The 26,553-nt window shown below is 54.7% G+C and carries 23 protein-coding genes and 2 pseudogenes; 3 read left to right on the forward strand and 22 right to left on the reverse strand.

From position 1 onward, the window contains the following. Window positions 1-32: 32 nt before the first annotated feature. The 4 genes from EP25_RS0118685 to aceE all read right to left on the reverse strand — a co-directional run bounded on the left by EP25_RS0118685 (window position 33) and on the right by aceE (window position 5,996). Window positions 33-290 carry a hypothetical protein gene (locus EP25_RS0118685; protein ID WP_031435270.1) on the reverse strand — a complete coding sequence of 86 codons (258 nt, stop codon included), beginning with the start codon at window positions 288-290 and terminating at the stop codon, window positions 33-35. Window positions 291-558: 268 nt separating this feature from the next. Next, a complete protein-coding gene (lpdA, locus tag EP25_RS0118690) occupies window positions 559-1,977 on the reverse strand; it encodes a dihydrolipoyl dehydrogenase (protein ID WP_031435271.1) in 1,419 nt (472 codons plus the stop codon). A gap of 18 nt (window positions 1,978-1,995) precedes the next feature. Beyond that, window positions 1,996-3,300, reverse strand: a complete 1,305-nt coding sequence (aceF, locus tag EP25_RS0118695; protein ID WP_031435272.1) for a dihydrolipoyllysine-residue acetyltransferase — start codon at window positions 3,298-3,300, stop codon at window positions 1,996-1,998. 14 nt (window positions 3,301-3,314) lie between these two features. Beyond that, the gene (gene aceE, locus EP25_RS0118700) at window positions 3,315-5,996 is read right to left on the reverse strand and encodes a pyruvate dehydrogenase (acetyl-transferring), homodimeric type (RefSeq protein ID WP_031435273.1); all 2,682 of its coding nucleotides are present in this window, start codon (window positions 5,994-5,996) and stop codon (window positions 3,315-3,317) included. A 327-nt stretch (window positions 5,997-6,323) separates the two neighbouring features. Between aceE and EP25_RS0118705 the strand changes: the two genes are divergently transcribed. Further along, window positions 6,324-6,785, forward strand: a complete 462-nt coding sequence (locus EP25_RS0118705; RefSeq protein WP_031435274.1) for a hypothetical protein — start codon at window positions 6,324-6,326, stop codon at window positions 6,783-6,785. Between the two features lie 47 nt (window positions 6,786-6,832). Next, complete coding sequence (gene rpiA / locus EP25_RS0118710; RefSeq protein WP_031435275.1) at window positions 6,833-7,519, forward strand: ribose-5-phosphate isomerase RpiA; 687 nt, start codon at window positions 6,833-6,835, stop codon at window positions 7,517-7,519. Window positions 7,520-7,715: 196 nt separating this feature from the next. Here rpiA and EP25_RS22650 read toward each other — a convergent pair whose 3' ends face one another. The 12 genes from EP25_RS22650 to EP25_RS0118775 form a co-directional block, all read right to left on the reverse strand. After that, window positions 7,716-9,011: a diguanylate cyclase gene (locus EP25_RS22650; RefSeq protein ID WP_152555685.1), complete on the reverse strand. Its 1,296-nt coding sequence runs from the start codon at window positions 9,009-9,011 to the stop codon at window positions 7,716-7,718. A 186-nt stretch (window positions 9,012-9,197) separates the two neighbouring features. After that, on the reverse strand, window positions 9,198-10,022 hold the full coding sequence (locus tag EP25_RS0118725) for a F0F1 ATP synthase subunit gamma (RefSeq protein ID WP_031435278.1): 825 nt from the start codon (window positions 10,020-10,022) through the stop codon (window positions 9,198-9,200). Then, window positions 10,019-11,521, reverse strand: a complete 1,503-nt coding sequence (locus tag EP25_RS0118730) for a F0F1 ATP synthase subunit alpha (RefSeq protein WP_031435279.1) — start codon at window positions 11,519-11,521, stop codon at window positions 10,019-10,021. The genes EP25_RS0118725 and EP25_RS0118730 overlap by 4 nt, the downstream gene beginning before the upstream one ends. After that, window positions 11,511-12,257, reverse strand: a complete 747-nt coding sequence (locus tag EP25_RS0118735; protein WP_031435280.1) for a F0F1 ATP synthase subunit delta — start codon at window positions 12,255-12,257, stop codon at window positions 11,511-11,513. The genes EP25_RS0118730 and EP25_RS0118735 overlap by 11 nt, the downstream gene beginning before the upstream one ends. Window positions 12,258-12,272: 15 nt before the next feature. Next, window positions 12,273-12,539 (reverse strand): ATP synthase F0 subunit C, encoded by a 267-nt coding sequence (atpE, locus tag EP25_RS0118740; RefSeq protein WP_031435281.1) that lies wholly within the window; start codon window positions 12,537-12,539, stop codon window positions 12,273-12,275. Beyond that, window positions 12,536-13,213, reverse strand: a complete 678-nt coding sequence (locus EP25_RS0118745; protein ID WP_031435282.1) for a F0F1 ATP synthase subunit A — start codon at window positions 13,211-13,213, stop codon at window positions 12,536-12,538. Before EP25_RS0118745 ends, atpE begins: the two co-directional genes overlap by 4 nt. Before the next feature lie 107 nt (window positions 13,214-13,320). Then, entirely contained in the window at window positions 13,321-13,599 is a 279-nt protein-coding gene (locus EP25_RS0118750; protein ID WP_031435283.1) for an AtpZ/AtpI family protein, read from the reverse strand. Between the two features lie 5 nt (window positions 13,600-13,604). Then, window positions 13,605-14,006, reverse strand: coding sequence for an ATP synthase F0F1 subunit epsilon (locus EP25_RS0118755; RefSeq protein WP_031435284.1), 402 nt, complete (start codon window positions 14,004-14,006; stop codon window positions 13,605-13,607). After that, on the reverse strand, window positions 14,003-15,391 hold the full coding sequence (atpD, locus tag EP25_RS0118760) for a F0F1 ATP synthase subunit beta (protein WP_031435285.1): 1,389 nt from the start codon (window positions 15,389-15,391) through the stop codon (window positions 14,003-14,005). The genes EP25_RS0118755 and atpD overlap by 4 nt, the downstream gene beginning before the upstream one ends. 119 nt (window positions 15,392-15,510) lie before the next feature. Next, on the reverse strand, window positions 15,511-16,908 hold the full coding sequence (locus tag EP25_RS0118765) for a sigma-54-dependent transcriptional regulator (RefSeq protein WP_031435286.1): 1,398 nt from the start codon (window positions 16,906-16,908) through the stop codon (window positions 15,511-15,513). Then, window positions 16,905-18,341, reverse strand: a complete 1,437-nt coding sequence (locus tag EP25_RS0118770) for a sensor histidine kinase (protein WP_031435287.1) — start codon at window positions 18,339-18,341, stop codon at window positions 16,905-16,907. The genes EP25_RS0118765 and EP25_RS0118770 overlap by 4 nt, the downstream gene beginning before the upstream one ends. Before the next feature lie 79 nt (window positions 18,342-18,420). Next, window positions 18,421-19,740 (reverse strand): ArsB/NhaD family transporter, encoded by a 1,320-nt coding sequence (locus tag EP25_RS0118775; RefSeq protein WP_031435288.1) that lies wholly within the window; start codon window positions 19,738-19,740, stop codon window positions 18,421-18,423. A 94-nt stretch (window positions 19,741-19,834) separates the two neighbouring features. On the opposite strand from EP25_RS0118775, the pseudogene tnpA reads away from it, so the two are divergent. Continuing rightward, window positions 19,835-20,266 (forward strand): annotated as a pseudogene (gene tnpA, locus EP25_RS0118780) (IS200/IS605 family transposase). Between the two features lie 302 nt (window positions 20,267-20,568). Here the strand turns inward: tnpA and EP25_RS0118790 are convergent. The 6 genes and pseudogenes from EP25_RS0118790 to EP25_RS0118815 form a co-directional block, all read right to left on the reverse strand. Beyond that, window positions 20,569-21,075 (reverse strand): cytochrome P460 family protein, encoded by a 507-nt coding sequence (locus tag EP25_RS0118790; RefSeq protein ID WP_084191099.1) that lies wholly within the window; start codon window positions 21,073-21,075, stop codon window positions 20,569-20,571. Window positions 21,076-21,492: 417 nt separating this feature from the next. Further along, the gene (locus EP25_RS0118795) at window positions 21,493-22,005 is read right to left on the reverse strand and encodes an NADH-quinone oxidoreductase subunit B family protein (RefSeq protein ID WP_031435290.1); all 513 of its coding nucleotides are present in this window, start codon (window positions 22,003-22,005) and stop codon (window positions 21,493-21,495) included. A gap of 8 nt (window positions 22,006-22,013) precedes the next feature. Then, window positions 22,014-23,588 carry a hydrogenase large subunit gene (locus tag EP25_RS0118800; protein WP_031435291.1) on the reverse strand — a complete coding sequence of 525 codons (1,575 nt, stop codon included), beginning with the start codon at window positions 23,586-23,588 and terminating at the stop codon, window positions 22,014-22,016. Then, a complete protein-coding gene (locus tag EP25_RS0118805) occupies window positions 23,585-25,048 on the reverse strand; it encodes a hydrogenase 4 subunit F (RefSeq protein ID WP_031435292.1) in 1,464 nt (487 codons plus the stop codon). Before EP25_RS0118805 ends, EP25_RS0118800 begins: the two co-directional genes overlap by 4 nt. Further along, a complete protein-coding gene (locus EP25_RS0118810; RefSeq protein ID WP_031435293.1) occupies window positions 25,045-25,722 on the reverse strand; it encodes a formate hydrogenlyase in 678 nt (225 codons plus the stop codon). Before EP25_RS0118810 ends, EP25_RS0118805 begins: the two co-directional genes overlap by 4 nt. Beyond that, window positions 25,722-26,507, reverse strand: a pseudogene (locus EP25_RS0118815) (respiratory chain complex I subunit 1 family protein); the annotation flags it as partial. The gene EP25_RS0118810 and the pseudogene EP25_RS0118815, both read right to left, overlap by 1 nt. Between the last annotated feature and the right edge of the window lie 46 nt (window positions 26,508-26,553).

Below are 26,553 nucleotides of genomic sequence, written 5' to 3' on the forward strand. Positions count from 1 at the left end.
GGCGGATGCCGCAGGCAATCTGCCACTCCGCCTTAAACAAAGATATCGATGACGCTTTGTTTCATCTCGTGATCGGTTTGCAGTAGTTTAACGCCGGCCTGGTTCTCCAGGTTGGCTTCCTTCAGGCTGAGAAGAGCGGGAAGCGCCGAGCGGGAATCAAAGTCTTCGGGTTTTCCGACTTCTTGCTCGTCTACGGGAAGGGTTGCGATTTCGTGAGCGGCCTGACTGGCTTTTTGTTGGGAACTGGAGATCAGGTTAAACGCGCTGGTGGCCGGATCGGTGATGTTCATAACAAACTCCTGTTTTATCTGTCTGTATTTTATATTCCTGTAGACAAATCCGACAACAGTTGGTTGTTTGCTATGTTCAAATTTGAGAGGCAGTTCAATGAATGCAGGCGGCTATCTCGGATTCCGCGGTGTTGTATCCTGTTTGCGGCTGATCATCGTGATTTTATTGATGGGTTTCGGCTATCGCCTCTACCCATCCTACGCTATCTGGGAGCAGTTATGTAGGATGGGTAGAGCTTAAGCGAAACCCATCGATCGGGCTCCTCGGTTATTTTTTGAGGTATAAATCGGTGATCGTCCCGGTAACCATTTCGGCCGCGAAGGCGAAGGTTTCCGACAGGGTCGGGTGGGCATGGATGGTCAGGCCGATATCCTCGGCGTCCGCGCCCATCTCCAGCGCCAGCACCGCCTCGGCCAGCAACTCGCCGGCGTTCGGACCGACGATGCCGGCGCCGAGCAGGCGTCCGGTTTCCTTATCGCACAGGACCTTGGTGACGCCTTCGTTGCGTCCCAGACTCAACGACCGACCGCTGGCGGCCCACGGGAAGGCGCCTTTTTCGTATTCGATGCCTTGTTCCTTGGCTTGGTTTTCGGTCAGCCCCATCCAGGCGACTTCCGGATCGGTGTAAGCGACCGAAGGCACCGTCAATGCGTCGAAAGCGCTCTTATGGCCGCTGATGACCTCGGCGGCGATTTTGGCTTCGTAGGCGGCCTTGTGCGCCAACATGGGATTGCCGACGATATCGCCGATGGCGAAGATATGGCTGACATTGGTGCGTTGTTGCTTATCGACCGGAATAAAACCGCGTTCGTCGATTTCGATGCCGGCTTTGTCGGCGTCGATCAGGTTACCGTTCGGCCGGCGGCCGACCGCGACCAGAACCTTGTCGAAGACTTCGCTGTCCGGTGCATCCTTGCCGTCGAAACTGACTTTCAAGCCTTCGTCACTTGCTTCGATCGCCGTGACCTGGGTTTTCAGCCAGATATTGTCGTATTGTTTTTTGATGCGTTTCTGCAGCGGCATGACCAGGTCCTTGTCGCAGCCCGGAATAATTTGCTCCATCAATTCGACGACACTGATTTTCGAACCCAGGGCATGATAGACGGTGGCCATTTCCAGGCCGATGATGCCGCCGCCGACGATCAGCAGTTTTTCCGGAATGCTTTCCAGCGCCAGGGCTCCGGTGGAGTCTAGCAGACGCGGGTCGTCGTTGGGGAATGAAGGGATCTGGGTCGGATGCGAGCCGGCGGCGATGATGGCGTTATCGAAGGTGACGGTTTGCACGCCGTCGTCGCCGTGAACTTCCAGCGTATTGGCCGAGGTGAATTTGCCGACGCCGGTGAGTCGGGTGATCTTGCGTTGCTTGACCAATTGCGCCAGGCCCTTGTTCAGCGACTGGGTGACGCTTTCCTTCCAACTGCGGATTTTATCCAGATCCAGTTCGGGCTTGGCGAAAGTCACGCCGTGCGCGGCAAAAGCATCTGCCTCGTGGATGACTTGAGCGATATGCAGTAGGGCCTTGGATGGGATACAGCCGACGTTCAGACAGACGCCGCCCAGTACCGGATATTTTTCCACCAGCACCACTTTCTTGCCCAGGTCCGCGGCACGAAACGCGGCGGTATAACCGCCGGGGCCGCCGCCCAATACCAGGACTTCCGCATTGATAGTTGATTCAGCAGACATAGCCTTTCTCCCTTTTCCTTAAAGTAACAGACGGCGCAAATCGCCCAGATAGGATTTGATCGCTTCCATGAAGCGGGCGCCTTCCGCGCCGTCGATTACACGATGATCGTAGGTCAGGTCCAGCGGCAGCATTAATCTTGGCTCGAAGCTTTCGCCATTCCAGACCGGTTGCATTTTCGCCCGGGTCACGCCCAGGATCGCCACTTCCGGCGCATTGACGATCGGAGTAAAAGCGGTACCGCCGATGCCGCCGAGGCTGGAAATCGTCATGCAGCCGCCTTGCATATCGGCCGGCAGCAATTTGCCCTTTCTGGCCAGATCGCTTTTTTCCGATAGTTCCCGCGACAATTCGATGATGCTCTTTTTGTCGACATCGCGCAGCACCGGTACGACCAGGCCGTTAGGGGTGTCGACGGCAATCCCGATATTGAAGTATTTTTTAAAGAACAGTTTTTCGCCGTCGGTCGACAAGGAGCTGTTGAAGGACGGAAATTGTTTCATCGCCGCGGTCAGGGCCTTGATGATGAACACCAGTCCGGTCAGCTTGACTTCGGTGTTTTTGTCGGCATTGGTCGCCTTGCGGAACGCCTCCATGTCGGTGATGTCCACCTCGTCATGGTAGGTGACCATCGGCAGGTTCAGCCAGACGCGGCTCATGTTCTGACCGGTCAAACGCTTGATTTTGTTCAGCGGTTGTTCCTCGACTTCGCCGAACTGACTGAAATCGACCGCCGGAATCGGCGGAATGCCGGCGCCGCCCTGCGCGCCGCCGCTAGAAGCCATGACTTGCTTGACGAAGTTTTTGACATCCTCCTTTAGGATGCGGCCCTTACGGCCGCTACCGTTGCCGATCCGGCCGATATCGACGCCCAGTTCGCGGGCGAATAGCCTGACGCTAGGCGTGGCATGGGCCTTGGCGCCGCCGCTGGCGGGGAGGGTAACCTCGGCTGGCGCGGGGGCAGGCTTCGGCGTTTCCGTCTCGATTTTTACCGCCGGCGCTGCTACAGGCGCGGCCGTTTCCGGTTGCGCGGCAGGTGCCGGTTCTGCCGGCGCCGCAGCTTCTTCCTGTGCCGCGCCGGGAGCTGCGGGGGCTAGCATGGCGATCAGGGTGCCTTCGTTGACCTTGTCGCCGACCTTGATGTGGACCTGCTCGACCTTGCCGGCCGCGCTGGACGGTAGGTCCATCGTGGCCTTGTCGGTCTCTAGTACCGCGACGGTTTGTTCGACTTCGATCTCGTCGCCGGGCTGGATCAGGACTTCGATAACATCGATATCCGAGACATTACCCAGATCCGGGACTTTTATTTCAATTAAAGATGTCATTTATATTCTTTTCCTTATCTTAACCAGGGTGCAACGGCTTCAGGGTCGATGTTGTACTTGGCGATGGCTTCATCCACTTTGGCGGCCTCGATATCACCCTTCTGGGCCAAGCTGTAAAGGGCGGCGACGGTAATATGGTAACGGTCCACCTCGAAGAAGCTGCGCAGATTTTCGCGGGTATCGGAGCGGCCGAAACCGTCTGTGCCCAATACGGTATAGGATTCGTTGATATAGGGGCGAATCTGCTCGGCGAAGGCGCGCATATAGTCCGAGGCGGCGATGACCGGCCCCTTGGCCTTTTCCAGACAGGCGCTGACATGAGGCTGCCGTTGCTTTTGGGTCGGATGGAGGCGGTTCCAGCGGTCGCAGCTTTGGCCGTCGCGGGCCAGTTCGGTAAAGCTCGGACAGCTCCACAGGTCGGCTTCTACGGCCCATTCTTCCCGCAGCATATCCGCCGCTTTGATCACCTCGCAGAAGATCGTGCCGGAACCCAGCAATTGCACGCGCGGTTTGCCTTTCGCCGCCGCGCCTTTCTTGAATTGATACATGCCTTTCAGAATGCTCTCTTCGGCGCCATCCGGCAATGCGGGGTGCTCGTAGTTTTCGTTCATCACCGTGATGTAGTAGAAGATATCTTCCTGCTCGACATACATGCGTTTCAAACCATCATGGATGATGACCGCGAGTTCGTAAGCGAAAGTCGGATCGTAGCTATAGCAGTTCGGTACCGTGGCGGCGATCAGGTGGCTGTGGCCGTCTTCGTGCTGCAATCCTTCGCCGTTCAACGTCGTGCGTCCTGCGGTGCCGCCCAACAGGAAGCCGCGGGTGCGTTGGTCGGCCGCGGCCCAGATCAGGTCGCCGACCCGTTGGAAACCGAACATCGAATAATAAATAAAGAACGGAATCATCGGCACGCCGTGAGTGGAGTAGGCGGTACCTGCTGCGATCCAGTCGCACAGCCCGCCAGCTTCGTTAATGCCTTCCTGCAGTACCTGGCCGTTTTTGTCTTCCTTATAGAAGAGCAGTTGTTCGGCATCCTGCGGGGTGTACAGCTGGCCGACCTGGGACCAGATGCCCAATTGCCTGAACATCCCTTCCATACCGAAAGTGCGCGATTCGTCCGGCACGATGGGCACGATGCGTTTGCCGATTTGCTTGTCCTTGACCAATTGGTTCAGGATGCGGACGAAAGCCATTGTCGTGGAGATTTCATGGCCCTCGCCAGTGCCTTTCAGCATCGCCTGGAAGTTATCCAATGGCGGGATTTCCAGCGGATAGGCCTTGGTTCGGCGGGAAGGCAGGAAACCGCCCAGTTCGGCGCGGCGTTCTTTCAGGTATTTCAATTCCTCGGAGTCTTCGGCAAGGCGGATATAAGGCAGATCATTCAAGGCTTCGTCGCTGACCGGTAGTTGATAACGGTCGCGGATGTGCTTGATCGATTCCATGCTCATCTTCTTCTGCTGATGGCTGGTGTTTTGCGCTTGGCCGGATTCGCCCATGCCGTATCCCTTGATGGTCTTGGCCAGAATCACGGTGGGCTGGTCCTTGTGATTGACCGCGGCATGATAGGCGGCAAAGATTTTCAATGGATCGTGGCCGCCGCGGTTCAGTTCCCAAATGTCCTGGTCGGTGTAATCGGCCACCAGCGCTTGCAGTTCCGGGGTGTTGAAGAACTTTTCCCGGACATAGGCGCCATCCTTGGATTTGAAGGTTTGATAATCGCCGTCCACGCATTCCATCATGCGTTTGGCGATCAGGCCGTCTTTGTCGCGCGCCAGCAGCGCGTCCCAGCGACGTCCCCAGACCACTTTAATGACGTTCCAGTTGGCGCCGCGGAAGTTGCCTTCCAATTCTTGAATGATTTTGCCGTTGCCGCGCACCGGGCCATCGAGTCGTTGCAGGTTGCAGTTGACGACGAAGATCAAGTTGTCGAGCTTTTCCCGTCCGGCCATGCCGATCGCGCCCAAAGTTTCCGGTTCGTCGCATTCGCCGTCGCCTAGGAAAGCCCAGACCTTGCGGCCCTCGGTATCGGCCAGGCCGCGGTTTTGCATGTAATGCATGAAACGGGCCTGGTAAATCGCCATGATCGGTCCTAAGCCCATCGAAACGGTCGGAAATTGCCAGAAATCGGGCATCAACCAGGGGTGAGGATACGAGGACAAGCCGTCACCGTTGACTTCCTGGCGGAAATTATCCATCTGCTCTTCATTCAGGCGGCCGAGCAAAAAGGCATGGGCATAAGTTCCGGGCGCGGAATGGCCCTGGCTGAAAATCAAATCTCCACCGTGATGATCGGATGGCGCATGCCAGAAGTGATTTTGCCCGACATCGTAAAGGGTAATGGCCGAGGCGAAGCTGGCGATGTGGCCGCCGACATTGGTATGTTTATTGGCGCGCAATACCATCATCATGGCGTTCCAGCGCACATAGGATCGAACCGTACGTTCGATATCGGTATTGCCGGGGTATTTGGGTTGTTGCGGAATGGGGATGGTGTTGACATAAGGGGTGTTGGCACTGAAAGGGATGTCCGTGCCGGCTTTGCGGGCAGCTGTCACCAGCGTTTCGATCAGAAAACTGGCGCGATCGCTGCCTTCTTGTTCGATGACCGACTCCAGCGCTTCCACCCATTCGCGGGTTTCTTCCGGGTCGATATCAATTTTACCGATGATGTCGGAATTTAAACTTTTATTCATCACAAATGCCTAGGGAAAATCAGTGGATTGTTTGATTTAATCGTACAATTGTAACTGTTAAGCGATTTTTTTGGAAATGCGCGGACATTTGTCTTTTGCCTGCAACCTAGATTTGTGTTGCAATATTTCTGTCTCGGACGGGTAGTTCACTGAATTGTAAAGCATTATTTAACGCAGCAATTTTGCGCGGCAGTTGATGTGTCGCATGAAAGTGAATTCTCCATGTCTCGGTCTTAAGCCAATATGCCGATTATTGCATAGGCAATATCGTTCTTGAATTATCAGAGTATAATCCCGAGAAACGAATTTGAGAGTAGGCGAAAGTCGATGCGACTTATATTGTTGATATTGTTGCTTTGTCAAAGTCTTACGGTGCTTTGCGGCACTCGAGATCATATTTACCAGGCGGCCGAAGAAAGTTATCGCTATACCGTGGCGGAAACCGGGGAAAATTACACCTTCAAATTTGACCGTTCGCCTGGAGACATACCCGCAAAACTGCTAGCAGGCTATCAGGTATTGCGGCAAATCTACCGGGATGATTCGATTCACCGGCGCTATAGCGAACATTATATTAAAGAAAGAGCGCGCTGTTATGTTTTTGACAGCCATTTTTATACCTACAGCCTGTGTTTCTTGCCTAACGATTTCAACCGTAGTGAAAGCGAACGGTTTTGGGGCTTTGCCACGCGAATACCCAATTGGCTTTGGTTGCTAACGCGCATTCTGCTACCCGTATTAACGGGTTTCGGCTTGCTGTTTTATTTCACCAAGGCAAAGCAGGGCTGAGAACGAAGCTATGAGGTAACGTTAACTTGACTTAGGGGGAGCCAGTTATGAATGCCAAACAACGGGTCGCCGAGCACGCGGCCTCATTTGTTCAGGACGGAATGTTGGTGGGTTTGGGAACGGGGTCGACCGCCGACTATTTTATCCAGGCACTAGCCAGGCTAAAGCAGGATGGCTTGCAATTTAATGCCGTCTCCAGTTCCGTTGTCAGCCAGATCAAGGCGCGGGCATTGGGGTTATCAGTGTTAGCGCTGGACCAGGTGAGTGAAATCGACCTGTATGTCGACGGTGCCGATGAAGTCGATCCCGATTTGGTTTTGCTGAAAGGACAGGGCGCCGATTTAGTGCGGGAAAAGCTGCTGGCCAAAGCCAGCCGTCAATTCTTGGTATTGGTCGATGAAAGCAAACTGGTCGACCGGATTGGCAGCAATTTTTCCATTCCGATCGAAGTGATGCCATTTGCTTGGCAAATGGTCAAGGCGCAATTGGAGAAAGCCGGCGGGCAAGGCGATTTGCGCCGCATCCCCGGCAAGGACAATTTCATGCTGAGTTCCCACGGCAGTTTGATTCTGGATATGAAATTTCCCGAGGATATGCAAACGTCGGAATTGGACGATTTCTTGAACGATCTGCCGGGCGTGGTCGAGCACGGTATTTTCAGAAATCTCGCCAGTGCGGTGTTTATCGGCAAGGACGATAATGTTGAACAGCGTTGGGCCGAGGCTAACAGTTAGTCTAAGATTTAGAATATTCCGTTGCATGGCGGCATATTATAGGGTGACGGCAACTTATCGGCATGCCTGGTTGGGTTGTTTGCAAGGTTTGGCTTAATGAGAATGCCGCCTAGCCAGGCATTAACAAATGCAGTGCCATAATATTTATTCTTATATCAGTTTCAATGTTTTACGATCGAACAATGTTAAGGGTGGGCTAGGTAAATTCCGGTCGATAAATGACAACCCGGTTACGGCCGGAGGCTTTCGCTTGATACAAGGCTTTATCGGCCTGGCCGGTGATGGCTGTCATCAGGCTGCTTTTGTACTTATCGGCGGGTTTGCTGTTTTTTTCGGTAGCCAATAATTGCTTGTCCAATTCCAACAGGTGAACCGGAAATTCGGCGATGCCGATACTGATGGTAATCGAAACCGTTTGTTTGTTTTCGTTCTTGAAAGCCAGTTGTTCGATATTTTGCCGGATCCGCTCGGCGGCGGCCCATGCCTGATGGGCGTGGGTGTCGGCCAGCAATATCGCGAACTCTTCTCCGCCATAACGAATGGCGTCATAGCCGCGGAAACACTCGGCGACCTTGACCAATACTTCGTCTCCGAAAATATGGCCGTGTTGGTCGTTGATCGCCTTGAAATGGTCGATATCCATGACCAGCAAGGAAAAATGGCGCCGGTGATCACGGTAAAAGCGTTCGATTTCGCGTTGGCCGAGTCGTTCGAAAGCATTGCGGTTATAGAGGTTGGTGAGTTGGTCGACGAACGAACGATTAATCTGCCGGCGTAGAAAGCTCGGTTTCAACACCTGGGCGTCATCGTGGAAGCCGGAAAGCCACTGTTGCAGTTTCATCGTATTCGGCACCTCGTAGGCTTCCAGATTGAAGTAACCGGGAGAACCTTGCGGTTCCGTGATGGTCAGGTTCCGGCAGCGGATCGGATGGGATTTTACATAGAAATAGGATTTTTCCGGGAATTCGATGATTAAATGTTCGATAACCGACGGCGGCACGGGATGGTTTAGATAGGTTTCCGAAAAAGCATCGAGATCGAAGTCGCTGGCGGGAGGCAATGCGCTTTCCTCGGTCAAGGATAATGCGTGTATTTTGTTGGCGGGCAATAAAGTCGGTTCCGGGTCGTTTTCATAACAGCCGGCGAAGAAATATTGTTTATTGCGGATAACCAGGCCGAAGGGATTGAACAAAAATTCCTCGGCTCGTTCCTCGTAGGTGATTCTCAGTTTTTTTTCGGCGAATAAGGCTTGTTTATAAAGACTGGCCAGCGATTGGTATTTTTGTTCGACGTGATCGCTAAACACGCCTTGCCAATAGGATTGCACCGAAATCTTACTGTCCCAGTCTTGGATGGCTTGGGCTACAGGTTCGGTCAATGCCGGGTTTTGGGATTGCTGGTCGAGATAGCCCACTATTTCCGAGGGCAAAAGATGGGACAAATGTTTGTTGACGACATGGCGAATGAAGACGTCCATATCTTGTTTTTTCACGGGCAATCACCTCTGAAAAAGTGCATTTCGACTGGTTTGCTGGTTATTGTTTTTCTTGGGCCGTGTAAGAATGCCGCCATACGGCGTAGGCGAAGGTTAATTGTGAAGCTTAACAAGATTCGGGCAAAAAACAACCATCTGGCGAATAATGGTTTTGTCATGGAGTTTGTCTGAGGCAATCAAAGATCAACTTGCCAGCTGGTTTTCCGCATTCAATAATATGACTTCGATCTCCTCGGTTATCTCTTCCTGGCGGTATATTTGACTCATTCTGCGTAGTTTGGCCGTTTCCTGGTCCAGGTGTCTGACAGCATTATCCAGATGCTGTAAACGCTGATTGTTTTCGGCACTCAACGAGGTCAGCAGAATGTCTTGCAGCGAACTAAAGACAAATTGGTCGGCCAACTCGAACAGGAATTGAGCCGGCGATAAATTCAACAAGGGTTCGCTTTTGTGTTCAACCTGGCTTTCGATTGCGGCGAAAGGCGGAAGTAACGGTCGCAGCATCGTGCCGCCATGTTCATCGCGATGCGAAAGTACCGATAAGCGGAAAAAATCGTGCTGTTGTTGTAGATCGCTGATCGCCGCGATCAGGGCATTCAATACCTGGCTGATTTCTTCACTACTATTGGCGCCTGCCAGCTCGGTACAAGCGATACGATTGTTGCGTAGGCGATGGCACAGACGGGTGCCGACGGCGATCAAGGTGGCCGGAAACAGCGGTGCAAGGTTTTCGATCAGGCTGTCATTGAAATTGCCGCAAAATCCTCTTTCCGAACCCACCACGATGATGATCGACGGGTAATCAGGCGCAATTTCGGTTGGACCGGGGAAAAAATGTAAAAAATCGGCCGCGACCTCGGCGATTTGTTGCACGACCAGATTATGGGTTCGTTGGTACTGGTTCAAGCGGTGAACTTCCATGAAAGCCATGTTTTTTAAGGAATGCAAAATGCCGCGGATTTCTTGCAGTTGTCCGATATGATGTTGTAAAACGCGGCTCTGGGTCATGGCGTGGTATGGTTATAGTTGTTGGACAGAACTTCGCCTAAAAATTGTCGCCATTCGGCTAGCTCGCTGTTCAACGACAGGGGCGAATCTTCCATCACGAATTGCAGTTGTTGCAATAGGCCGTCAATTTGGGACGGTTGCGCCGAATCGAACAGTCCGTCGTTATAGGCGATCAGCCAGGCCAGCTGAAAAGGGACGCTAGCCGGTGCCAGTCGCTCCTGTTTCAGAATTTCCCGCAATAAACGTCCGCGTCGGATTCTGGCTTCCATCGATGCCTCCAATTTTTGCCCGAAACGGGAAAAATTTTCCAGCTCGAGAAATTGCAGGTATTCCAACTTTATCCGCCCGGCCTGGTCGCGTATTGCCGAGTGTTGTGCTTTACCGCCGATACGCGAAACCGATTTGCTGATATCGATGGCGGGTCGGAAACCCGAAGTAAATAAATCGCTGTTCAGGTAAATCTGACCGTCGGTAATGGAAATCAGATTGGTGGGAATATAGGCCGCGATTTCGCCTTGTTGGGTTTCGACGATAGGCAAGGCTGTCATGCTGCCGCCGCCGTGGCTGGCGTGCAGTCGGGTGGCGCGTTCCAGTAGGCGGGAATGGACGAAAAAAATATCGCCGGGATAGGCTTCGCGCCCCGGCGGTCTGCGCAGTAACAGCGATAGTTCGCGATAAGTTTTGGCATGGGTGGACAGATCGTCGTAAACGATTAGTGTGTCATGGCCTTGTTTCATCCAATGTTCGGCGAGGGCGCAACCGGCGAAGGGCGCGATGTATTGCAGGCCGGGCAGGGCGCTGGCCTCGGCGACCACGCAGACGCTGTAGTCGAGGGCGCCATATTTGCGCAACAGCTCGATGGTCGATACGACGGCGGAACGCTTCTGGCCGATCATGACATAAATGCATTGCACATTTTTGCCTTTCTGATTGATCACGGTATCGATGGCCAGCGAACTGCGGCCGGTGCCTTCGTCGCCGATCAACAATTGGCGTTGGCCCTTGCCGATCGGAATCAGCGTGTCGATGATCTTGACGCCGGTATACAGCGGTTCGCTGACGAAGTCACGGGCGATGATCGGCGGCGAGGGCTGTTCCAGGTTGCCGCGCACGAGTTGGGAGGGGCTGCTTTGTCCGTCCAACGGTTCGCCGAGCGGGTCGATGACGCGGCCTAAAAAAGTGTCTCCGATCGGTACGCTGAGACTGTAGCGGGCCAGATAGGCCAGCGTGCCGGCGGTCAAGGCCTCGCTTTGATAAAGTAGTATCGCGCCGATCAGTTCGCGGTTCAGGTCGAACACCATGGCGCGGCTGCCGTCGGCAAAAATGACGATGTCTTCGAGAGCCGCGGAAGGCAACCCCTTGATCCAGGCGATGCCGTCCCCGACCGAAATGACGATCCCTTGTTCGGCGGTGCGCAACTGGGGCCGGTAACGGCTCAACCAGTCTTGCTGTTTTTGCAGCAGGTCGCTTTCCGCATACCAGTCGGCCTCAGAAGTCATCGGCAATCTCCGCGAAGCCGCTCAGTTCATGCTGCAGATTGACATGCAACACCCAGGCGCCGATGTCGATTCTGAAGCCGGCAAGCAGGTCGGGGGTCTGGCTGTATTCAAAATGCAGCGGATTATCGATCAGCGAAGTCAGCCGTTGTTCCAGCCGCTGCTTTCGCTCATGATCGATCGGATAGACGCTGCTGACATGGATGTCGAGTGTTTTATTGCGGTCCAGCGTTTGCAGCGAGTTCATACAGGCATCCGGCAACTGGTGTATTTGTTGGAATAACAGATCGAACAAACGGTCTTCCAGTTGCGGTCCGGCAGCCTGTTTTAGAATCAATGACGCAAAGTGGGCGCCGTTCAATAATGCCAATTTCTGTTGGTGGCGATGGATTTCCTGCTGTTGCCGTTGCATCGACGTTCTCGCCCGATGGCGTTCCAGCTCCAATTCCTCTCGCAGCTTAAGCAATTGTTGTTGTCGGTCGGTTTCCAATTGCTGGTGCAACGCGCTTATCGCCGCCTGTTTTTCTTGGTCCCATTGCTGTTGCCGGTTCTCGTAGGTCTTTTTCAACTCCAACGCTTCCTGGCGCATTTTTTCGGCCTGGGCCAGGGACTGGTCGATCAATTGCTTACGGCGATTGATCTGGTCTCTGACCGGACGGTAAAACAAGCGTTGTAGAATCCAGATTAAAATCAGAAAATTGACGATTTCGAGGAGGAATGTGGTCAGGTCGAATTCCATCGGGCGTTGTCCGCATCAAGGCAAGATATAAGTCAGCAAGGGGTTCTTGAATAGCACGATCAAGATGATGACCAAGCAATAAATGGCCAGCGATTCGATCATCGCCAGCCCGATGAACAGCGTGCGCATCAACGGACGTTCCGATTCCGGCTGGCGCGCCATTGCTTCCAACGAACTGCTGATGGCCCTTCCCATCGCCAGCGCCGGGCCGATCACGCCGATGGCTATGCCGATCACGGCGGCCACCGTCGATCCTAAAACTATCCAGGTCATTGCGTTCATGATTTTCCTTGTTCTTCAGTATGTGATTGTTGCGATTGTATCGCACCGGCCAGATAAATCAGCGCCAACATGCCGAAAATATAGGCCTGCACCAAGGCTTCCACGATATGCAGCATCAAAATAGGCACCGGGGCGAGAAAACCGGCCACCAGCAGAATCAGCATGGCCGCCATTTCCAGGCTCATGATATTGCCGAACAGGCGGACCGCCAATGCCAGGGTACGGGTCAATTCGCTAAGAATATGGAATGGCAACAGGATTGGCGTGGGTTGCAGGTAATGGCGCAGATAGTTCTTGAGGCCTTGAGTGCGGATGCCGAACCAATGTACCGACAGAAACACCAGCAGCGCCAGTGAGGCGGTGACCGACAGGTCGCGGGTCGGGGAATGCAGGCCCGGAATCAGGCCGAGCAGATTGGCAACGACCAAAAACAGCCACAACGTGGCGATGAAAGGCATGATCATGCGTCCGTGTTCCGGCGCGACCGCCAGAACGCTTTGCTCGATGACGCCGACGATTGCCTCGATAATCGTTTGCAGCCGGCTCGGCAACATTGTCATGTTGCGGGTGGTCAAGCCGGCGAAAGCGGTGATGGCCAACATGATGCCCCAGGTCGTGAGCACCGAGGAATGCAAGGTCAGGAAGCCGAAGGTGAGGGAAAAGTCGTTGTCCATTGCCGTCTGTTTTTTTGCTCGGTCGCCGTATTGTAATTCTAACAAAAAGCCCGGAACGAAAATCTTTAGGGATTCAAGAGCTTCGGTTACCCATTCCTATACCTCGTTCATTCATTTTCCCTGATCAATAAATATACGTTTATCACGCCAATTACCAAGCCTAACAGAATCAAGCCCAGGGTCCAGCGCATCGAATAGCCTTGCGCCATGCCGTCTAGCCAAAAACCCAGATAGGCACCGCCGATCACCGGCAGTACCAAGACCAGGCCCAGAGTACCGAGAAACAAGGTTTGCGCTAGGATATTGTGTTGTTCCCTACGCGCTTTTTGCATGCGTCTGGCCTGGCGCTCGATTTGTCGTATCAGGTTCTTTTTATGATCGTTCATGACGTTTATTCGTTGCGGCGTCGCAGGTTCCAGAGCTTGGTCAACATCGATTGTTCCATTTTTTGCAGGCTGAGCCTGATTGAGCCGAGGCTTTCTTCTTCCTGTTCTATTTGCTGCTTTAACAGCTCGCTGATGCGTTCGAAATCGCTGCCGACCAAAAAATGCCGAGTGGAAATGGATAATTCGTTGTTGTGGAAATAAAGTACCCCCCCGGCTAGCGCCAGATATTGCCAATCATCGTCTTGCCGGCGAAAGCGGCTCAAACCGGTAATCAACGAGGTCATGAAACGGGCATGGTGGGCCTTCAGGCCGAAACTGCCGCTGGCATCTTCGCCGACGAAAACGGCAACGTCGTCGATGGTTTGGCTTTGCCTGACATCGTATAGATTAAGGGTAAATGTCGTCATGGATGTTCCTGCATGCTGCCCCGCATATAGCATTGCTGCTCGGAAATGTTGTCGTATTGGCCCAACAGGAAGGCTTCGCAATCGCTCAAGGTTTGTTGCAACGGCACCGAGACCCCCGGTTGATGGCTGTGTTGCGCCAATACCTTGAACGGTTGGGTCAGATAGCGCTGCAGTTTTCGCGCGCGCATGACGATGCGGCGGTCGCTTTCCGACAATTCCTCGATGCCGAGCATGGCAATGATGTCCTCCAATTCCCGGTAACGGGCCAGATGCTCGCGAACGCCTTCGGCAATCTGGTAATGGCGTTCGCCCAGCGTATGTTTGTCCATCAGCTTACTGCCCGATTGCAGCGGGTCGACCGCCGGATAAATGCCTTTGCTGGCCTGTTCCCGGGACAGAATGACGGTGGTGTCGAGATGGCTGAGTATCGTGCTGACCGCTGGGTCGGTCATGTCGTCGGCCGGCACGTAGACGGCCTGTACCGAGGTGATATTGCCGCTTTGAGTGGAAAGAATGCGTTCCTCCAATTCGGCCACTTCGGTGGTCAGGGTCGGCTGATAACCGACCGTGGCCGGCATACGGCCGAGCAGGCTGGATATCTCGCTGCCGGCCTGGACGAAACGGAAAACGTTATCCATGACGAACAGGACTTCCTTTTGCAGGGTATCGCGCAAATATTCGGCATAAGTCAGGGCCGAAAGTCCGATGCGGAAACGGACGCCGGGCGATTCGTCCATCTGCCCGAACACCAGCAACGTATCCTGCATGACGCCGGCCTGCTGCATTTCCCGCCACAACTCATGCGCCTCGCGAATGCGCTCGCCGACCCCGGCGAAAACCGAGACGCCCTGATGAATGGCCGAGACGGCGTGAATAAATTCCATTACCAGCACGGTCTTGCCGACGCCGGCGCCGCCGAACAGGCCGGTTTTGCCGCCCTTGACGAAGGGGCACAGCAGATCGATGACCTTGATGCCGGTTTGCAGAATGCCGGTGATGCCGGCGGTTTCATACAGCGCGGCCGGTTTGGAATGGATGTTGCGATAGTCTTTTTGCGGCAGTTCCGGCTGACCGTCCAGCGGTTCGCCGAAGATATTCAGCAGCCGTCCCAGGCATTGTTCGGCCACCGGCACATGCAACGGCGCCCCGCTGTCGTACACCGGCATGCCACGGCTCAAGCCGGCGGTACCGTGCAGCGTAATGGCGCGGACCTGATGCTGGTCCAGATGCTGATGGACCTCGAACAAAAAAGTCGTGTGGTCGAAACAGGCGTATAAGGCTTGGCGCAGAGGGGGGAGTCGCTTGCAGGATATAATCACGACCGGGCCGTGGACTTCGGTGATGGTGCCGATGGCGGTTTTCTGTGAGCTGATGGGTGCTTCCATGATGCCGGCCTTTTCATCGGAAGGGTCGAGGTTACGCCATTCCCGGATTCCGCTGCGCTAATTCCAGGCTACGTTTCATTGTCAGTATACTCTTTTACCTTGAACCTGGCCTCTTTCATTCAAGAACATTTTAGCCGATATTTCTGTACCCGATAGCGCAAGGTTTCCCGGGTCGAACCCAGCATCCTGGCGGCGGCCGTCACGTTATAATCGGTCAGTTCCAGCACCTTTTGCAAGATGTATTTTTCCATATCCTGCAACGACAGGCTGCCGTCCAGCGGGATATGCAATTGCCTGGCGTCATCGGCGGCGGGCGGTTGATTTTCCGCCACATGGTTGCCCGATAACTGTAGCCATTGCAACGGAAATTTATAGTCTTCGGCCAACAGCACGCAGCGTTCGATGACATTGCGCAATTCTCGCGTATTGCCGGGCCAATGGTAACGCTTCAGTTGCCGCCAGGTCTCGTCGCACAATTCGGTGCTGACTTTCTTGCCCGACTTGGCGTTGAATTCGTTGATGAAGGCCGGCACCAAGTCCTCCAAGTCTTCCAGGCGCTCGCGCAAGGGTTGAATGTGGACGGACAGGACGCTGAGGCGATGATAGAGGTCGCCGCGAAATTTTCCGGCGGCCACCAGCTTCGGCAGATCTTGGTTGGTGGCGGCGATAATTTGCACGTCCACGTCGATTTCGGTTTCGCTGCCCAGGCGGCGGATTTTCAGTTCCTCGACCGCCTTCAACAGTTTGCTTTGCAAATCGAGTTCCATTTCGCCGATTTCATCCAGAAACAGCGTACCTTTATGGGCTTGCTCGAACAGGCCGCGGTGCCGTTTGCGGGCGTTGGTGAAGGCCCCGGCCTCGAACCCGAACAGCTCCGATTCCAACAGTTCGTGGGGCAATGCCGCGCAGTTGATCTCGACCAAGGGCGCGGAAGCACGACTGCCGTTGTAATGCAGCACCTTGGCCAGCAGGCCCTTGCCGGTACCGGTCTCGCCGTGGATCACCAGGCTGGAAAAAGGGACTTTGGCGATCCGTTGCAACATGTTACGGAGCGATTTTGTGTTCGGGCTGCGTCCCAGCAAGGCTTTGTCGGAAAATTTCTTATGGCTGCTTTCGGTTTCCTGCAGCAAGCGGCGTTGGGCCTTGGCGCTACGCGCCGCGCCTTCGATTTGCAGGTTCAGGCGGTTCAGTTCGCAAGGTTTTTCGATAAAATCGAAAGCCCCCAGGCGTAGCGCCCGTACCGAATCGGCGATGCTGCCGAAACCGGTCAGAAACAGCCATTCGATGCCTTCTATCGCCTGGCCGCGCATTTCCTCCAGGAAATCCAGCGCGTTGCCGTCCGGCAGGTTCATATCGGACAGTACGACGATGGGGTCGATTTTTTGCTGTAATAAAATTTCCCGGGCCTCGCCGAGCGAGGTGACCCATTCGATTTCCCAGTCTTGTTTACTGAAAAAACGCTGCAACTCCAGGCCTAGCAGTTTCTCGTCTTCGATAATTAACAAGCAGTCTTTCATGAATTCAATACCGGTAAGGTTAACGTAACGCAGGCATGGCCGTCTTCGTTATTGTGCAATCGAACGGTCCCTTGCTGGGATTTGACAAAACGCTGCACCATTGCCAAGCCCAGCCCCGTCCCTTTTTCCTTTAAACTGACGAATGGCTGGATGCCGTTGTTCAGTAGCGAATCGTCAAAACCCGGTCCGCTGTCCTGAACGGTAATAATAATCCGCTCATCGTCGCGCCGGGCCGACAATTGAATCTGTCCGGCCTGGTTACCGATGGCATGAATCGCGTTCAATAGCAGATTCAACAAAGCCAGGCGAAATTCGGTCGGCGGCAAATGAGCTTTTAGTTTCGGATCGATATTATATGTCAGTTTTACGTTTTCAGGGATTTGATATTTCAAAAATTGACTCAAATCGTTGCAAATTTGCCTGATATCGACAGTTTCGGCCTGATTGGACGGCGTGCGGGTCAAGGCCAACAGGTCGTTCAGATGTTGGGTCAACCGTTTGACTTCGTGAAAGACGGCCTCGAGCCGTTCCTGCAGTTCCCGGTCTTCGCATTCCAGCAGAATATTCTGCAGCGCCAGTTGGATACCGGCCAAGGGATTGCGTAATTCATGCGCGGTGCTGGCGGCCAGTTCGGCGACCACGGTCAAGCGTTCGCCGCGGGCGATCTGTTGACTTTGTTCGAATAAGGCGGATGTCGCCTCGCGAATTTTGTGCTCGAGTTCATGGGTGTAATCCAGATGCTCCTGCTCCAGCTCGGTCAAGCGCATGACCAGGTTGTTGTAATTGTCGAACAGTGCCTGCATGACCGGGTCGGCCGACTGCTGTTGAATCGGGCGCCGGTCGCCGCTGGCCAGCATTTGCAGGAATTCCTTCAACGAACCGAGCGGCGCAAGCACGTTACGGCGGAAAAAGAAGCGCCCGATCACGAAGATAATGGCGAAAGTCAGCAGCGGAATGACGACGGCGAGTTCGAATTCCAGTTGACTGTCGGCGGCAATACTTTCCAGCAGGTTTTCCTCTTCGCGAATTTGTCTGGAAAACAATTGCCGGGTCGTTTCCAAGGATCGCACGAGACCTTCGTTATCGCCTTGCAGAGCCTTGGCGAATGCCTCCTGCAGCGACTTGATATCGGCGACGACTTGCGGGGAGCCGATCTGTTTTGGCGGCAGGATGTGTTGCAGCTCGGCCAACATATTCTGAGGATCGTCGGCAATACGGCCCGGCTTGCTGCTGCCGTCCGTTTGTAATTGGTTGGTCAATAAAACAAAGATGGTTTCTTCCAGACGATGGCCATTTCTGATATCGGCTTCCAGCATGTTCAGGCGTTGATGGTTGCGCCAGGTGAGTCCGCCAATGGCCAACAGTTCGACGACAATGAACAATCCTAAGACGATGCTGACGAAGATGACGGGTCTGAATAATAAATTGAGCATAAATGAAGGAGTAGTTAGTCAATACACACGAAACCGATAGGTTGGCGAATGGAGAGAATGAATTCCGACCCAGGCCTCATTATTTATGAGGATGAATCGGGGCGGCAAAAAAATCGAAAAACAGCGACATGCCCAGCGAGGAGACCAGCAATGTCAGAATCATCGCGGGCGTGCCTTTTTTGATCCATACCCCCGGCGTGATGGCCAGGTCCGGGTTGTTGTTCTCCTTCGCGATACGTTCCGACAGGGTCACGATGAAGACGTTGGCGGTCGAGCCGAGATGAGTGCCGTTGCCGCCCATGCCGACGCCGATCGCCAGGCTCCACCACAATGGCGCGACATTGATGCCTTGTGCTTCCAGGCCGAGTAAGATGGGCACCATCGCGGCGGTAAACGGGATGTTATCGATTAGCGCCGACAAAATGGCCGCTACCCACATCAGGACAATACTGGCCAGTAACAGGTCGGAGGCGACGAACGGCTTGATGAAGGTGCCGATGTATTCCAGGAAATGACTGCGTTCGACGCCGCCCACCAGGATGAACAGCGACACGAAAAAAATCAGCAGGGTCATCTCCAACGAGCCGAACGACTCGTCGAGATCGATATGGTGGGCGATGAACACCAGCAAGGTCAGGCCGATAGCGGCCACCACCCAGGCATTCCAGCCCAGGTCGTGGTGGAATATAAACAGAATGACCATGAAGCCCAAGATCCACAGGGAAACGTTCCAGGTTTGCGGGTCCTTGATCGTTTCCTGCTCGGTGAAATCGGGCGTGTCCGGCGTGACCGACAATTCCTGGCGGAAGAAAAACTTCAAGGCGTACAGAATGGCCAACCAGGCGGCGAAGACAATCCCGCCCATGCGCATGAAGAAGGTATTGAAATCGATATGCGCGGCCGAGCCGATCATCAGATTGGGAGGGTCGCCGACCAGGGTCGCGACGCCGCCGGTATCGGAAAGCAAGGCGGCGGCCAGCAGGTAGGGAATCGGGCTGATGTTCAGTGCCTGGCAAATCAACACGATCAACGGCCCGAAGATCACTACCGTGGTAACGTTATCCAGCAACAGGGAAATGACGGTCACCGCCGTTCCCAATAGCACCATTAATAAAAACAACTTGCCTCGGCTGTAATCGGCGATGCGGTAAGCCAGGGCCTGAAAACCGCCGGTAGGGATCATGATGCCGACGATGGTCATCATCGCGCCGAGCAGAAACACAACGTTCCAATCCACGGCTTTGAGCGCCAGGGAAGGGCTGTAAAAACCGAACCATTGGCCGGCGAAGATCATCGCACCCGCGCCCAACATGGCAAATTTGGTGCGGTGAAAGCCATGCACGCCCTCGGTAAAGATGCCAAGAAAAGTCAAAGCCATGATGCTGGCCGACACCAGCATCGAGTCGTTCCAGGTTAATTATCCATCATAAGGTTTAAACCACCGGCTTTAGCCGGTCAGCTTTAGCTGCGATAATTTGCCCAAGGAGGTGGCGATGGACTATAGATACGGCAGCCATACGGTTTACCAAATTGAGTATCATTTTGTTTGGGTTACGAAGTATCGTTATAAAGTGCTGAAGGATGAAATAGCCGAACGAGTGAGAGACTTGGTGCGGCAGACATGCGAAGCCTTTGAGATACGGATTATCAAAGGTGTCGTGAGCAAAGATCATGTGCACATTTTGGTGAGTGCGCCGCCGACTATGGCCCCAAGCGAAATCATGAGGCGAATCAAGGGACGAACTTCGAGCTATCTGTTCGAAGAGTTCCCGCACTTGAAAAAGCGATATTGGGGTCGACATTTTTGAGCCCGCGGTTATTTTTGCGCCACAGTGGGGCAAATGACTGATGAGATGATAAAGCAATATTTGGAGCATCACTTTGAACCTAATCCAAACGATAATTTCAAGATGGAGCCCGACTAAGACGCGTCGTTTAGTCGACGCGTATCCGGACTTTCAGTCCGTTATTGGAACCCACCCGCTTGAGCGGGTGGTTGTTTAGTCATGCGTCATTTATTAAGCTCCTTATCAATAAGCGATGGGAAGATTCCCTTCGGATGGCTTCTGATAGACTCGGCGATGAGGCGATTGGACGTTGCCCTTGCTTGCAAACCGGCCAGGCCGGACAGAGAGTATCAGAAGGCATACGTTGGTTTCGGCTCGTCCTTGAGCATTGTCATCAGCCGGCTATGGAGTAAGCCGGCGATACTTTTCGACAGAACGGTTCAGGGCAATTTGACCGGGTGGGTAAAAACATAATCGTCTTTCTTGACGATGCTATGGCAATTGAAACATTCTTTGGCGAAGTTCTCGTCCTTGCCGTAGGGAACCGCATCCATCCCTTTCCAACGGGCATATCCCCAACCGCCGGTTTTTTTGTATTTGACGGCGTCCTTGATCATGAACTCGATGTGCGATAGCTCGCCGGGCACGGTGGCTTTGGCCCAATCCGGATGTTGCGAGTCTTTCCAGACCAGTTTGCCCAGCACGCTGCCCTTGGGCCAGGGTTTGGTTTTACCGGACTCGATCGCTTTGACGGCGATATCGTTGCCGACGATGATGCGGAGGCTGCTGTTATCGGTGCGATGCGAAGTGCCGATGAACTGCCAGTTTTGATAGCCTCGGGGAACTTCGATGCCGTTGGGGGCGGGGGCAATGTCTTTGGCGAATAAGGTCTGGCTTCCGAGCATAAGAACGGCCGTTAGCATCCCTGTGGACGATTTTTGTTTCATAAATTGACTCCTGATTAGGTTGTCGTAAAATTCAAAATGTAGGGTTTACTCTAAAGGGCATAAAAGCGAAGTGTAAGCCCAACGAAATGCAAAGGATGGGGACCGATACGCTCTATCCTGCCTTTTACGACCGCCCTCCTGAGAGATGTTGGGTTAACTTGGCGAAAACCAACCGTGAGTATATGTTGGGTCCGGAATTAGCCTAACACAAGTCATTATAGTCTGGCAGTATTATCGAATCGATATTATTATACAGTTGCTATGTCTCTGCAAACAGGCGTTTCATTATCCTATGAGAGATAATTCGCAACCAGGGAAATGCTGATTAATCCGGTATTTTCTGGAGTACAGGGATGAACGGCGCTGAGGAATCCTGGACGGATTTATTCAGCGCTTTTCTCGGGGGGGCTCCACTGCTCATTTTTTCATCATCAAGCCCAACAAACCCTTGACCAACACTTCCGGCGTCGGCGGGCAGCCGGGAATGGTGACGTCGACCGGGATCACATTGGCTACCGCGCCGCAACAGGCATAGGACACACCGAATTCGCCGCCGCAAGCCGCGCAATCGCCGGCGGCGATCACCCATTTCGGATGCGGCGTCGCCTCGTAGGTGCGCAGTAGCGCGGTTTGCATATGCCGCGAGACCGGGCCGGTGACCAGCAGCACGTCGGCATGGCGCGGCGAGGCGACGAAATGGACGCCGAAGCGTTCGACATCGTAGAGCGGATTGTTCAGGGCGTGGATCTCCAACTCGCAGCCGTTGCAGGAGCCGGCGTCGACTGCGCGTATCGCCAGGCTACCGGCGAAGTAGCGATCGATATGGCGCTTGACTTCGATGCCCAACTGTTCCAGCTCGTCGTTTTTGGGGCGTTTGATCTTCTCGCTGATGATGCCGGTTTTCAGGGTTTTGGCAAAAAGTCTTAACATCGTCTGTCCTATAAATCATGCCCCGAATAGGAGCCGTTGACGGATTTGTTGCAGACCGGAAAATCCGGCACGATATTGTTCAATACGATTCGTTCCAGCGCCGGCCAGTTCGGCAGGCTGGGATCGCGCGGGTAAAAACGGCCGATGCGGTTATCGCCGGCGAAGCGCACATAGGTGATTATCTCCCCGCGCCAACCGTCGATCATCGCCAGGCCTTCGCTGTGTTCGGCAGGTTGTTGCCAGGATACTAAGATATCGCCTTCCGGCAATTGTTGCAGCATTTGCCCGATCAGCTTGAGCGAGGCGAAGACCTCCTTGACCCGCACCCAAAAACGCGAGGCCACATCGCCTTGCTGTTCCAAGGCAACGTTAACCGTCAGGCGGTCGTAGGGCGGGTAGGGCGCATCGCGGCGCACGTCGAAATCCTGGCCGCTGGAACGGCCGACATAGCCCACGCAGCCGTATAATGCGGCGGTTTGCGGCGACAGGAAACCGGTCGTCAATAAGCGGTCTTCCAGCGAGGAATTCAGGTCCAGCGCCGGCAGCAGTTCGTCCAGTTCGGCCCGCAACGCCTTCAGTTCCGCCGCCATTGCCGAACAATGGGCGGCACTAATATCCGTTTTCACCCCGCCCGGCACCAGGCAGTCCATTAGCAAACGGTGCCCGAAGATGTCGGCCTGGCTGCGTTGCCATTGTTCGCGCAGGCGGGTGAATTGCATTTGCGCGAACGCGAAACCGACATCGTTGCAGATCGCGCCGATGTCGCCGAGGTGATTGGCGATGCGCTCGCGCTCGCACAGAATGCCGCGAATGAATTCGGCGCGCGGCGGGATGGCGAGGCCGGCGGCTTGTTCCATCGCCCGGCAGGCGGCCCAACTGTGGGCGACCGTGCTGTCGCCGGAGATGCGCCCGGCCAGCCGGGCCAGTCCTTCCGGATCGCGGCCTTCGGCCAGTTTTTCGATGCCCTTGTGCACATAGCCCAGGCGTTCCTCCAGATGCAGCACGGTCTCGCCGACCGCCTGAAAGCGGAAATGCCCCGGTTCGATAATGCCGGCATGCACCGGGCCGACCGGGACCTCGTAAACGCCGGAACCTCGCGCCTTGACGAATTGGTAATCGGTGTCGGGCGGGGTAATCTCGGCCGGCTCGCCGTGCAGCGGAAAATCCTTGCGTAACGGATATTGGTGCTTGTGCCAGGCTTGATGCCGGACCCACGGCCGCGAGTCGGGATGTCCTTGGAAATGGATGCCGAACATATCCTGGGTGTGCCGTTCGCTACGGCTGGCGGCCGGATAAACGGAAGCCTGCGACGGTAGTTCGGGTTTGTCGCCCTTGACCGAGGTTTTTAGCCACAGATAATGGCCTTGTTTTTGCAAACAGGCATGGACGCTGAAGCGATGATCGTGTTGTTCGGCCCAGCCCGCTGCCCAGCGCATTTGCTGTTGCTGGGCGAGTTCGGCCAGGCGTTGCCAATCCTCGGCCGCGACCCGCCATTGCTCGATATCCTTGCCCGAAATGTCGATCTGGAGACTGTGGTCCTTAAGCTGCGCCAGTATATTGTTGCGCCAATCGATATCGTTCATAGCGGAGCGCTCCCTGAAATCAAGATGGTGGCCTGGGTAAACCAATCGGCCAGCGCGTTAGGAATCGCCAGGCCCAGCCACAGCACAATGGTGAGATGGATCATGACCGGCCATAGATTGGCCTTGATCGCCTGCTGGCCGTCGGGACGGTCGCCGTAGACCATCGGTTGGATGTTGCGGAACAGTCCGGCGCAGGCGATGCCGATACCCAAGAGCAGCAGCGGCGTGAGCCAGGGATAACTTTCCATCGTCGCCAGCAGCACCAGAAACTCGCTGGTGAACACACCGAACGGCGGAAAACCGGCAATCGCCAGCGTGCCGATCAACAAGCCCCAGCCGACTTTCGGCTGGGTTCGGATCAGGCCGCGAATTTTTTCGATACGTTGCGTGCCGGCGATTTGCGCGGCATGGCCGACGGTGACGAAAATCGCCGATTTGGTCAGCGAATGCACGGTCATGTGCAGCAACGCGGCAAAGGTCGCGAACGGCGTGCCGATGCCGAAGGCGAACGTCATCATGCCCATGTGTTCGATCGAGGAATAACTGAACAGGCGTTTGATATCCTTTTGTCGATGCAGAAAGAACGCCGCGACCAGGAACGACAACAGGCCGAAACCCATCATCTGCAAGCCGGCGATATTGCTGCCGGTGGCACCGTCGACCAGCATCTTGTTGCGCACGACCGCATACAGCGCGTCGTTCAGCAGCAGGCCCGACAAGACCGCCGACATCGGCGTCGGGCCCTCGGAATGGGCGTCCGGTAACCAGTTATGCAACGGTACCAGGCCGATCTTGGTGCCGTAGCCGACCAGCATGAAGACGAAGGCGATTTCCAGGATGTCCGGGCTCAGTCGCTCGGCATTGTCGAACAACACCGACCACATCAGGGAATTTTCCGTATCGCCGATCTGCATCGCGGCGTAATACAGCAGGATGGTGCCAAACAAGGCCTGGGCGATGCCGACGCCGCACAGGATAAAGTATTTCCAGGCCGCCTCGACCGATTCCGGGGTCCGATACAGACTGACCAGTAATACCGTCGCCAAGGTCGCCGCTTCCATCGCCACCCACAGGATGCCCATGTTATTGGTGGTCAGCACCAGATACATCGCGAACATGAAGCCTTGGTACATCGAGTAATACAGTTTCAGTCGCGAGTCGGTCAATTTGCCCAACTGTTTTTCATGATCCATGTAAGGATCGGAAAAAATCGCCGTGGTCAGGCCGACGAAGGCCGTCAATACGATCAGATAGACATTGAAGGAGTCGACGATAAAATACTGGCTGCTTGATAGCAATGTACCGGAATTAAAAACCTCTATCGCCAGCCACAACGACAAGAACAAGGCGATGCCGTTGAACCAGACGTTGTGCCGACCGATTTCCTCCTTATGCCCCATCAGGGCGAAATACACAATGCCGCCGAACGACAGCAGAAGAATTAAATACGCCGCAATCATTCATCCACCTCGCTCAGACGGTTAAGACGGTCCACATCCAGCGAATCGATACTGCTGCTGATCTGCAGGAAAAAGATCCCAAACAGCACGGCGGCGACCAGCACGTCGAAGGCCACGCCTAGTTCCACCACCATTGGCATGCCGCGGGTCGACACGATCGCGGCGAAGAACAGGCCGTTTTCGATCGACATGAAACCGACCACGTGGGCGATGGCCTGGCGATGCGAAATCATCAGCAGTAGGCCCAATAACACCACGGCCAGGCTCAAGGCCAGCGCGTTGAGCAAAATGATGGTGGAGTCGGCCAGTATCGGGTGCAGTACGTAATAACTGAAGATGACCAGCGAGGCGCCGCCCAGCATGACGCTGGTTTTATTCTTCAATGCCTCGACATCGCGGTGCATTTTAAGCTTTAAAATGTGGCGGCTGAGCATCCAGGGAATAAACAGCACTTTCAGCACCAAAGTAATCACCGCGGAAATATACAGATGATGATTGCTGAAACTATAGGCCGCCAGCGCGGTCGCCAGCACCAGCAATAAGCCCTGCAGGGCGAATACTACAACCAGCCTCAGCAGGCGGCCTTGGCCCAGCATGATGAAGGAGCACAATGTGATCAGGCCCGCCAACGACAGGATGATTTGGGTATAGAGATCGATCTGTTCGATATTCATTAGCGCGAGGCCTCCAGAATGATATGGCTGAGCATGCCCAGCAAGCCCAATAGGTAGGCGAAACTGAGGTATTCCTGCACCCGGAACAGGCGCATCTTGGCAAACAATGTTTCCGACGTGGCCATCAAGACGGCCAGCAAGGCCAGCTTGGCGACGATCGCCATCAGGCCGTAGCCCAGGTCGGCCGGGGTCAACGTTTCGGCGATGCCCCATGGAAAGAAAAGATTGGCGATCAACACGCCGTACAGCATCAGTTTCAATTGGCTGGCCCATTCGATCAGCGCCAGGTGGCGGCCGCTGTATTCCAGAATCATCGCCTCGTGGATCATGGTCAATTCCAAATGGGTGGCGGGGTTGTCCACCGGGATGCGTCCGCATTCGGCGATCGCCACCAGCACCAGCGCGAACAGGGCGAAGATAAAGGAAGGCCGCAATACCATGCCTTCGCCCAAAACATGCGCGATGGCATAAGACAGGTTGGTCGTCGAGGCGGTCATCGTCAGCGTGAAAATGGCCATCAGCATGGCCGGCTCGGCCAACGAGGAAATCGTCATTTCCCGCGACGAGCCCATGCCGCCGAAGGCGGTGCCGACATCGAGGCCGGCCAATGCCAGGAAAAAACGGGCGAAGGCAAAGAAGCCGACCAGCACGATCACGTCGGCGCCGGCGGCGGTCGGCAGGTCGACCGCGATCAACGGCACCACGGCCGCGGCCAGGATCGTCGCGGAAAAGATGATATAGGGCGAAATGACGAACAGCCAGGAAGCCTGTTTCGAAACGACCGGCTGTTTATGCGTTAATTATCCATCATAAGGTTTAAACCACCGGCTT

The sequence above is a fragment of the Methylomarinum vadi genome (assembly GCF_000733935.1).
GTDB classification, from domain to species: domain Bacteria; phylum Pseudomonadota; class Gammaproteobacteria; order Methylococcales; family Methylomonadaceae; genus Methylomarinum; species Methylomarinum vadi.

Coding starts and splice junctions, on each gene's coding strand:
- EP25_RS0118685 (WP_031435270.1), bottom strand. CDS start 290: ATGAACATCACCGATCCGGCCACCAGCGCGTTTAACCTGATCTCCAGT.
- lpdA (WP_031435271.1), bottom strand. CDS start 1,977: ATGTCTGCTGAATCAACTATCAATGCGGAAGTCCTGGTATTGGGCGGC.
- aceF (WP_031435272.1), bottom strand. CDS start 3,300: ATGACATCTTTAATTGAAATAAAAGTCCCGGATCTGGGTAATGTCTCG.
- aceE (WP_031435273.1), bottom strand. CDS start 5,996: ATGAATAAAAGTTTAAATTCCGACATCATCGGTAAAATTGATATCGAC.
- EP25_RS0118705 (WP_031435274.1), top strand. CDS start 6,324: ATGCGACTTATATTGTTGATATTGTTGCTTTGTCAAAGTCTTACGGTG.
- rpiA (WP_031435275.1), top strand. CDS start 6,833: ATGAATGCCAAACAACGGGTCGCCGAGCACGCGGCCTCATTTGTTCAG.
- EP25_RS0118725 (WP_031435278.1), bottom strand. CDS start 10,022: ATGACCCAGAGCCGCGTTTTACAACATCATATCGGACAACTGCAAGAA.
- EP25_RS0118730 (WP_031435279.1), bottom strand. CDS start 11,521: ATGACTTCTGAGGCCGACTGGTATGCGGAAAGCGACCTGCTGCAAAAA.
- EP25_RS0118735 (WP_031435280.1), bottom strand. CDS start 12,257: ATGGAATTCGACCTGACCACATTCCTCCTCGAAATCGTCAATTTTCTG.
- atpE (WP_031435281.1), bottom strand. CDS start 12,539: ATGAACGCAATGACCTGGATAGTTTTAGGATCGACGGTGGCCGCCGTG.
- EP25_RS0118745 (WP_031435282.1), bottom strand. CDS start 13,213: ATGGACAACGACTTTTCCCTCACCTTCGGCTTCCTGACCTTGCATTCC.
- EP25_RS0118750 (WP_031435283.1), bottom strand. CDS start 13,599: ATGAACGATCATAAAAAGAACCTGATACGACAAATCGAGCGCCAGGCC.
- EP25_RS0118755 (WP_031435284.1), bottom strand. CDS start 14,006: ATGACGACATTTACCCTTAATCTATACGATGTCAGGCAAAGCCAAACC.
- atpD (WP_031435285.1), bottom strand. CDS start 15,391: ATGGAAGCACCCATCAGCTCACAGAAAACCGCCATCGGCACCATCACC.
- EP25_RS0118765 (WP_031435286.1), bottom strand. CDS start 16,908: ATGAAAGACTGCTTGTTAATTATCGAAGACGAGAAACTGCTAGGCCTG.
- EP25_RS0118770 (WP_031435287.1), bottom strand. CDS start 18,341: ATGCTCAATTTATTATTCAGACCCGTCATCTTCGTCAGCATCGTCTTA.
- EP25_RS0118775 (WP_031435288.1), bottom strand. CDS start 19,740: ATGCTGGTGTCGGCCAGCATCATGGCTTTGACTTTTCTTGGCATCTTT.
- EP25_RS0118790 (WP_084191099.1), bottom strand. CDS start 21,075: ATGAAACAAAAATCGTCCACAGGGATGCTAACGGCCGTTCTTATGCTC.
- EP25_RS0118795 (WP_031435290.1), bottom strand. CDS start 22,005: ATGTTAAGACTTTTTGCCAAAACCCTGAAAACCGGCATCATCAGCGAG.
- EP25_RS0118800 (WP_031435291.1), bottom strand. CDS start 23,588: ATGAACGATATCGATTGGCGCAACAATATACTGGCGCAGCTTAAGGAC.
- EP25_RS0118805 (WP_031435292.1), bottom strand. CDS start 25,048: ATGATTGCGGCGTATTTAATTCTTCTGCTGTCGTTCGGCGGCATTGTG.
- EP25_RS0118810 (WP_031435293.1), bottom strand. CDS start 25,722: ATGAATATCGAACAGATCGATCTCTATACCCAAATCATCCTGTCGTTG.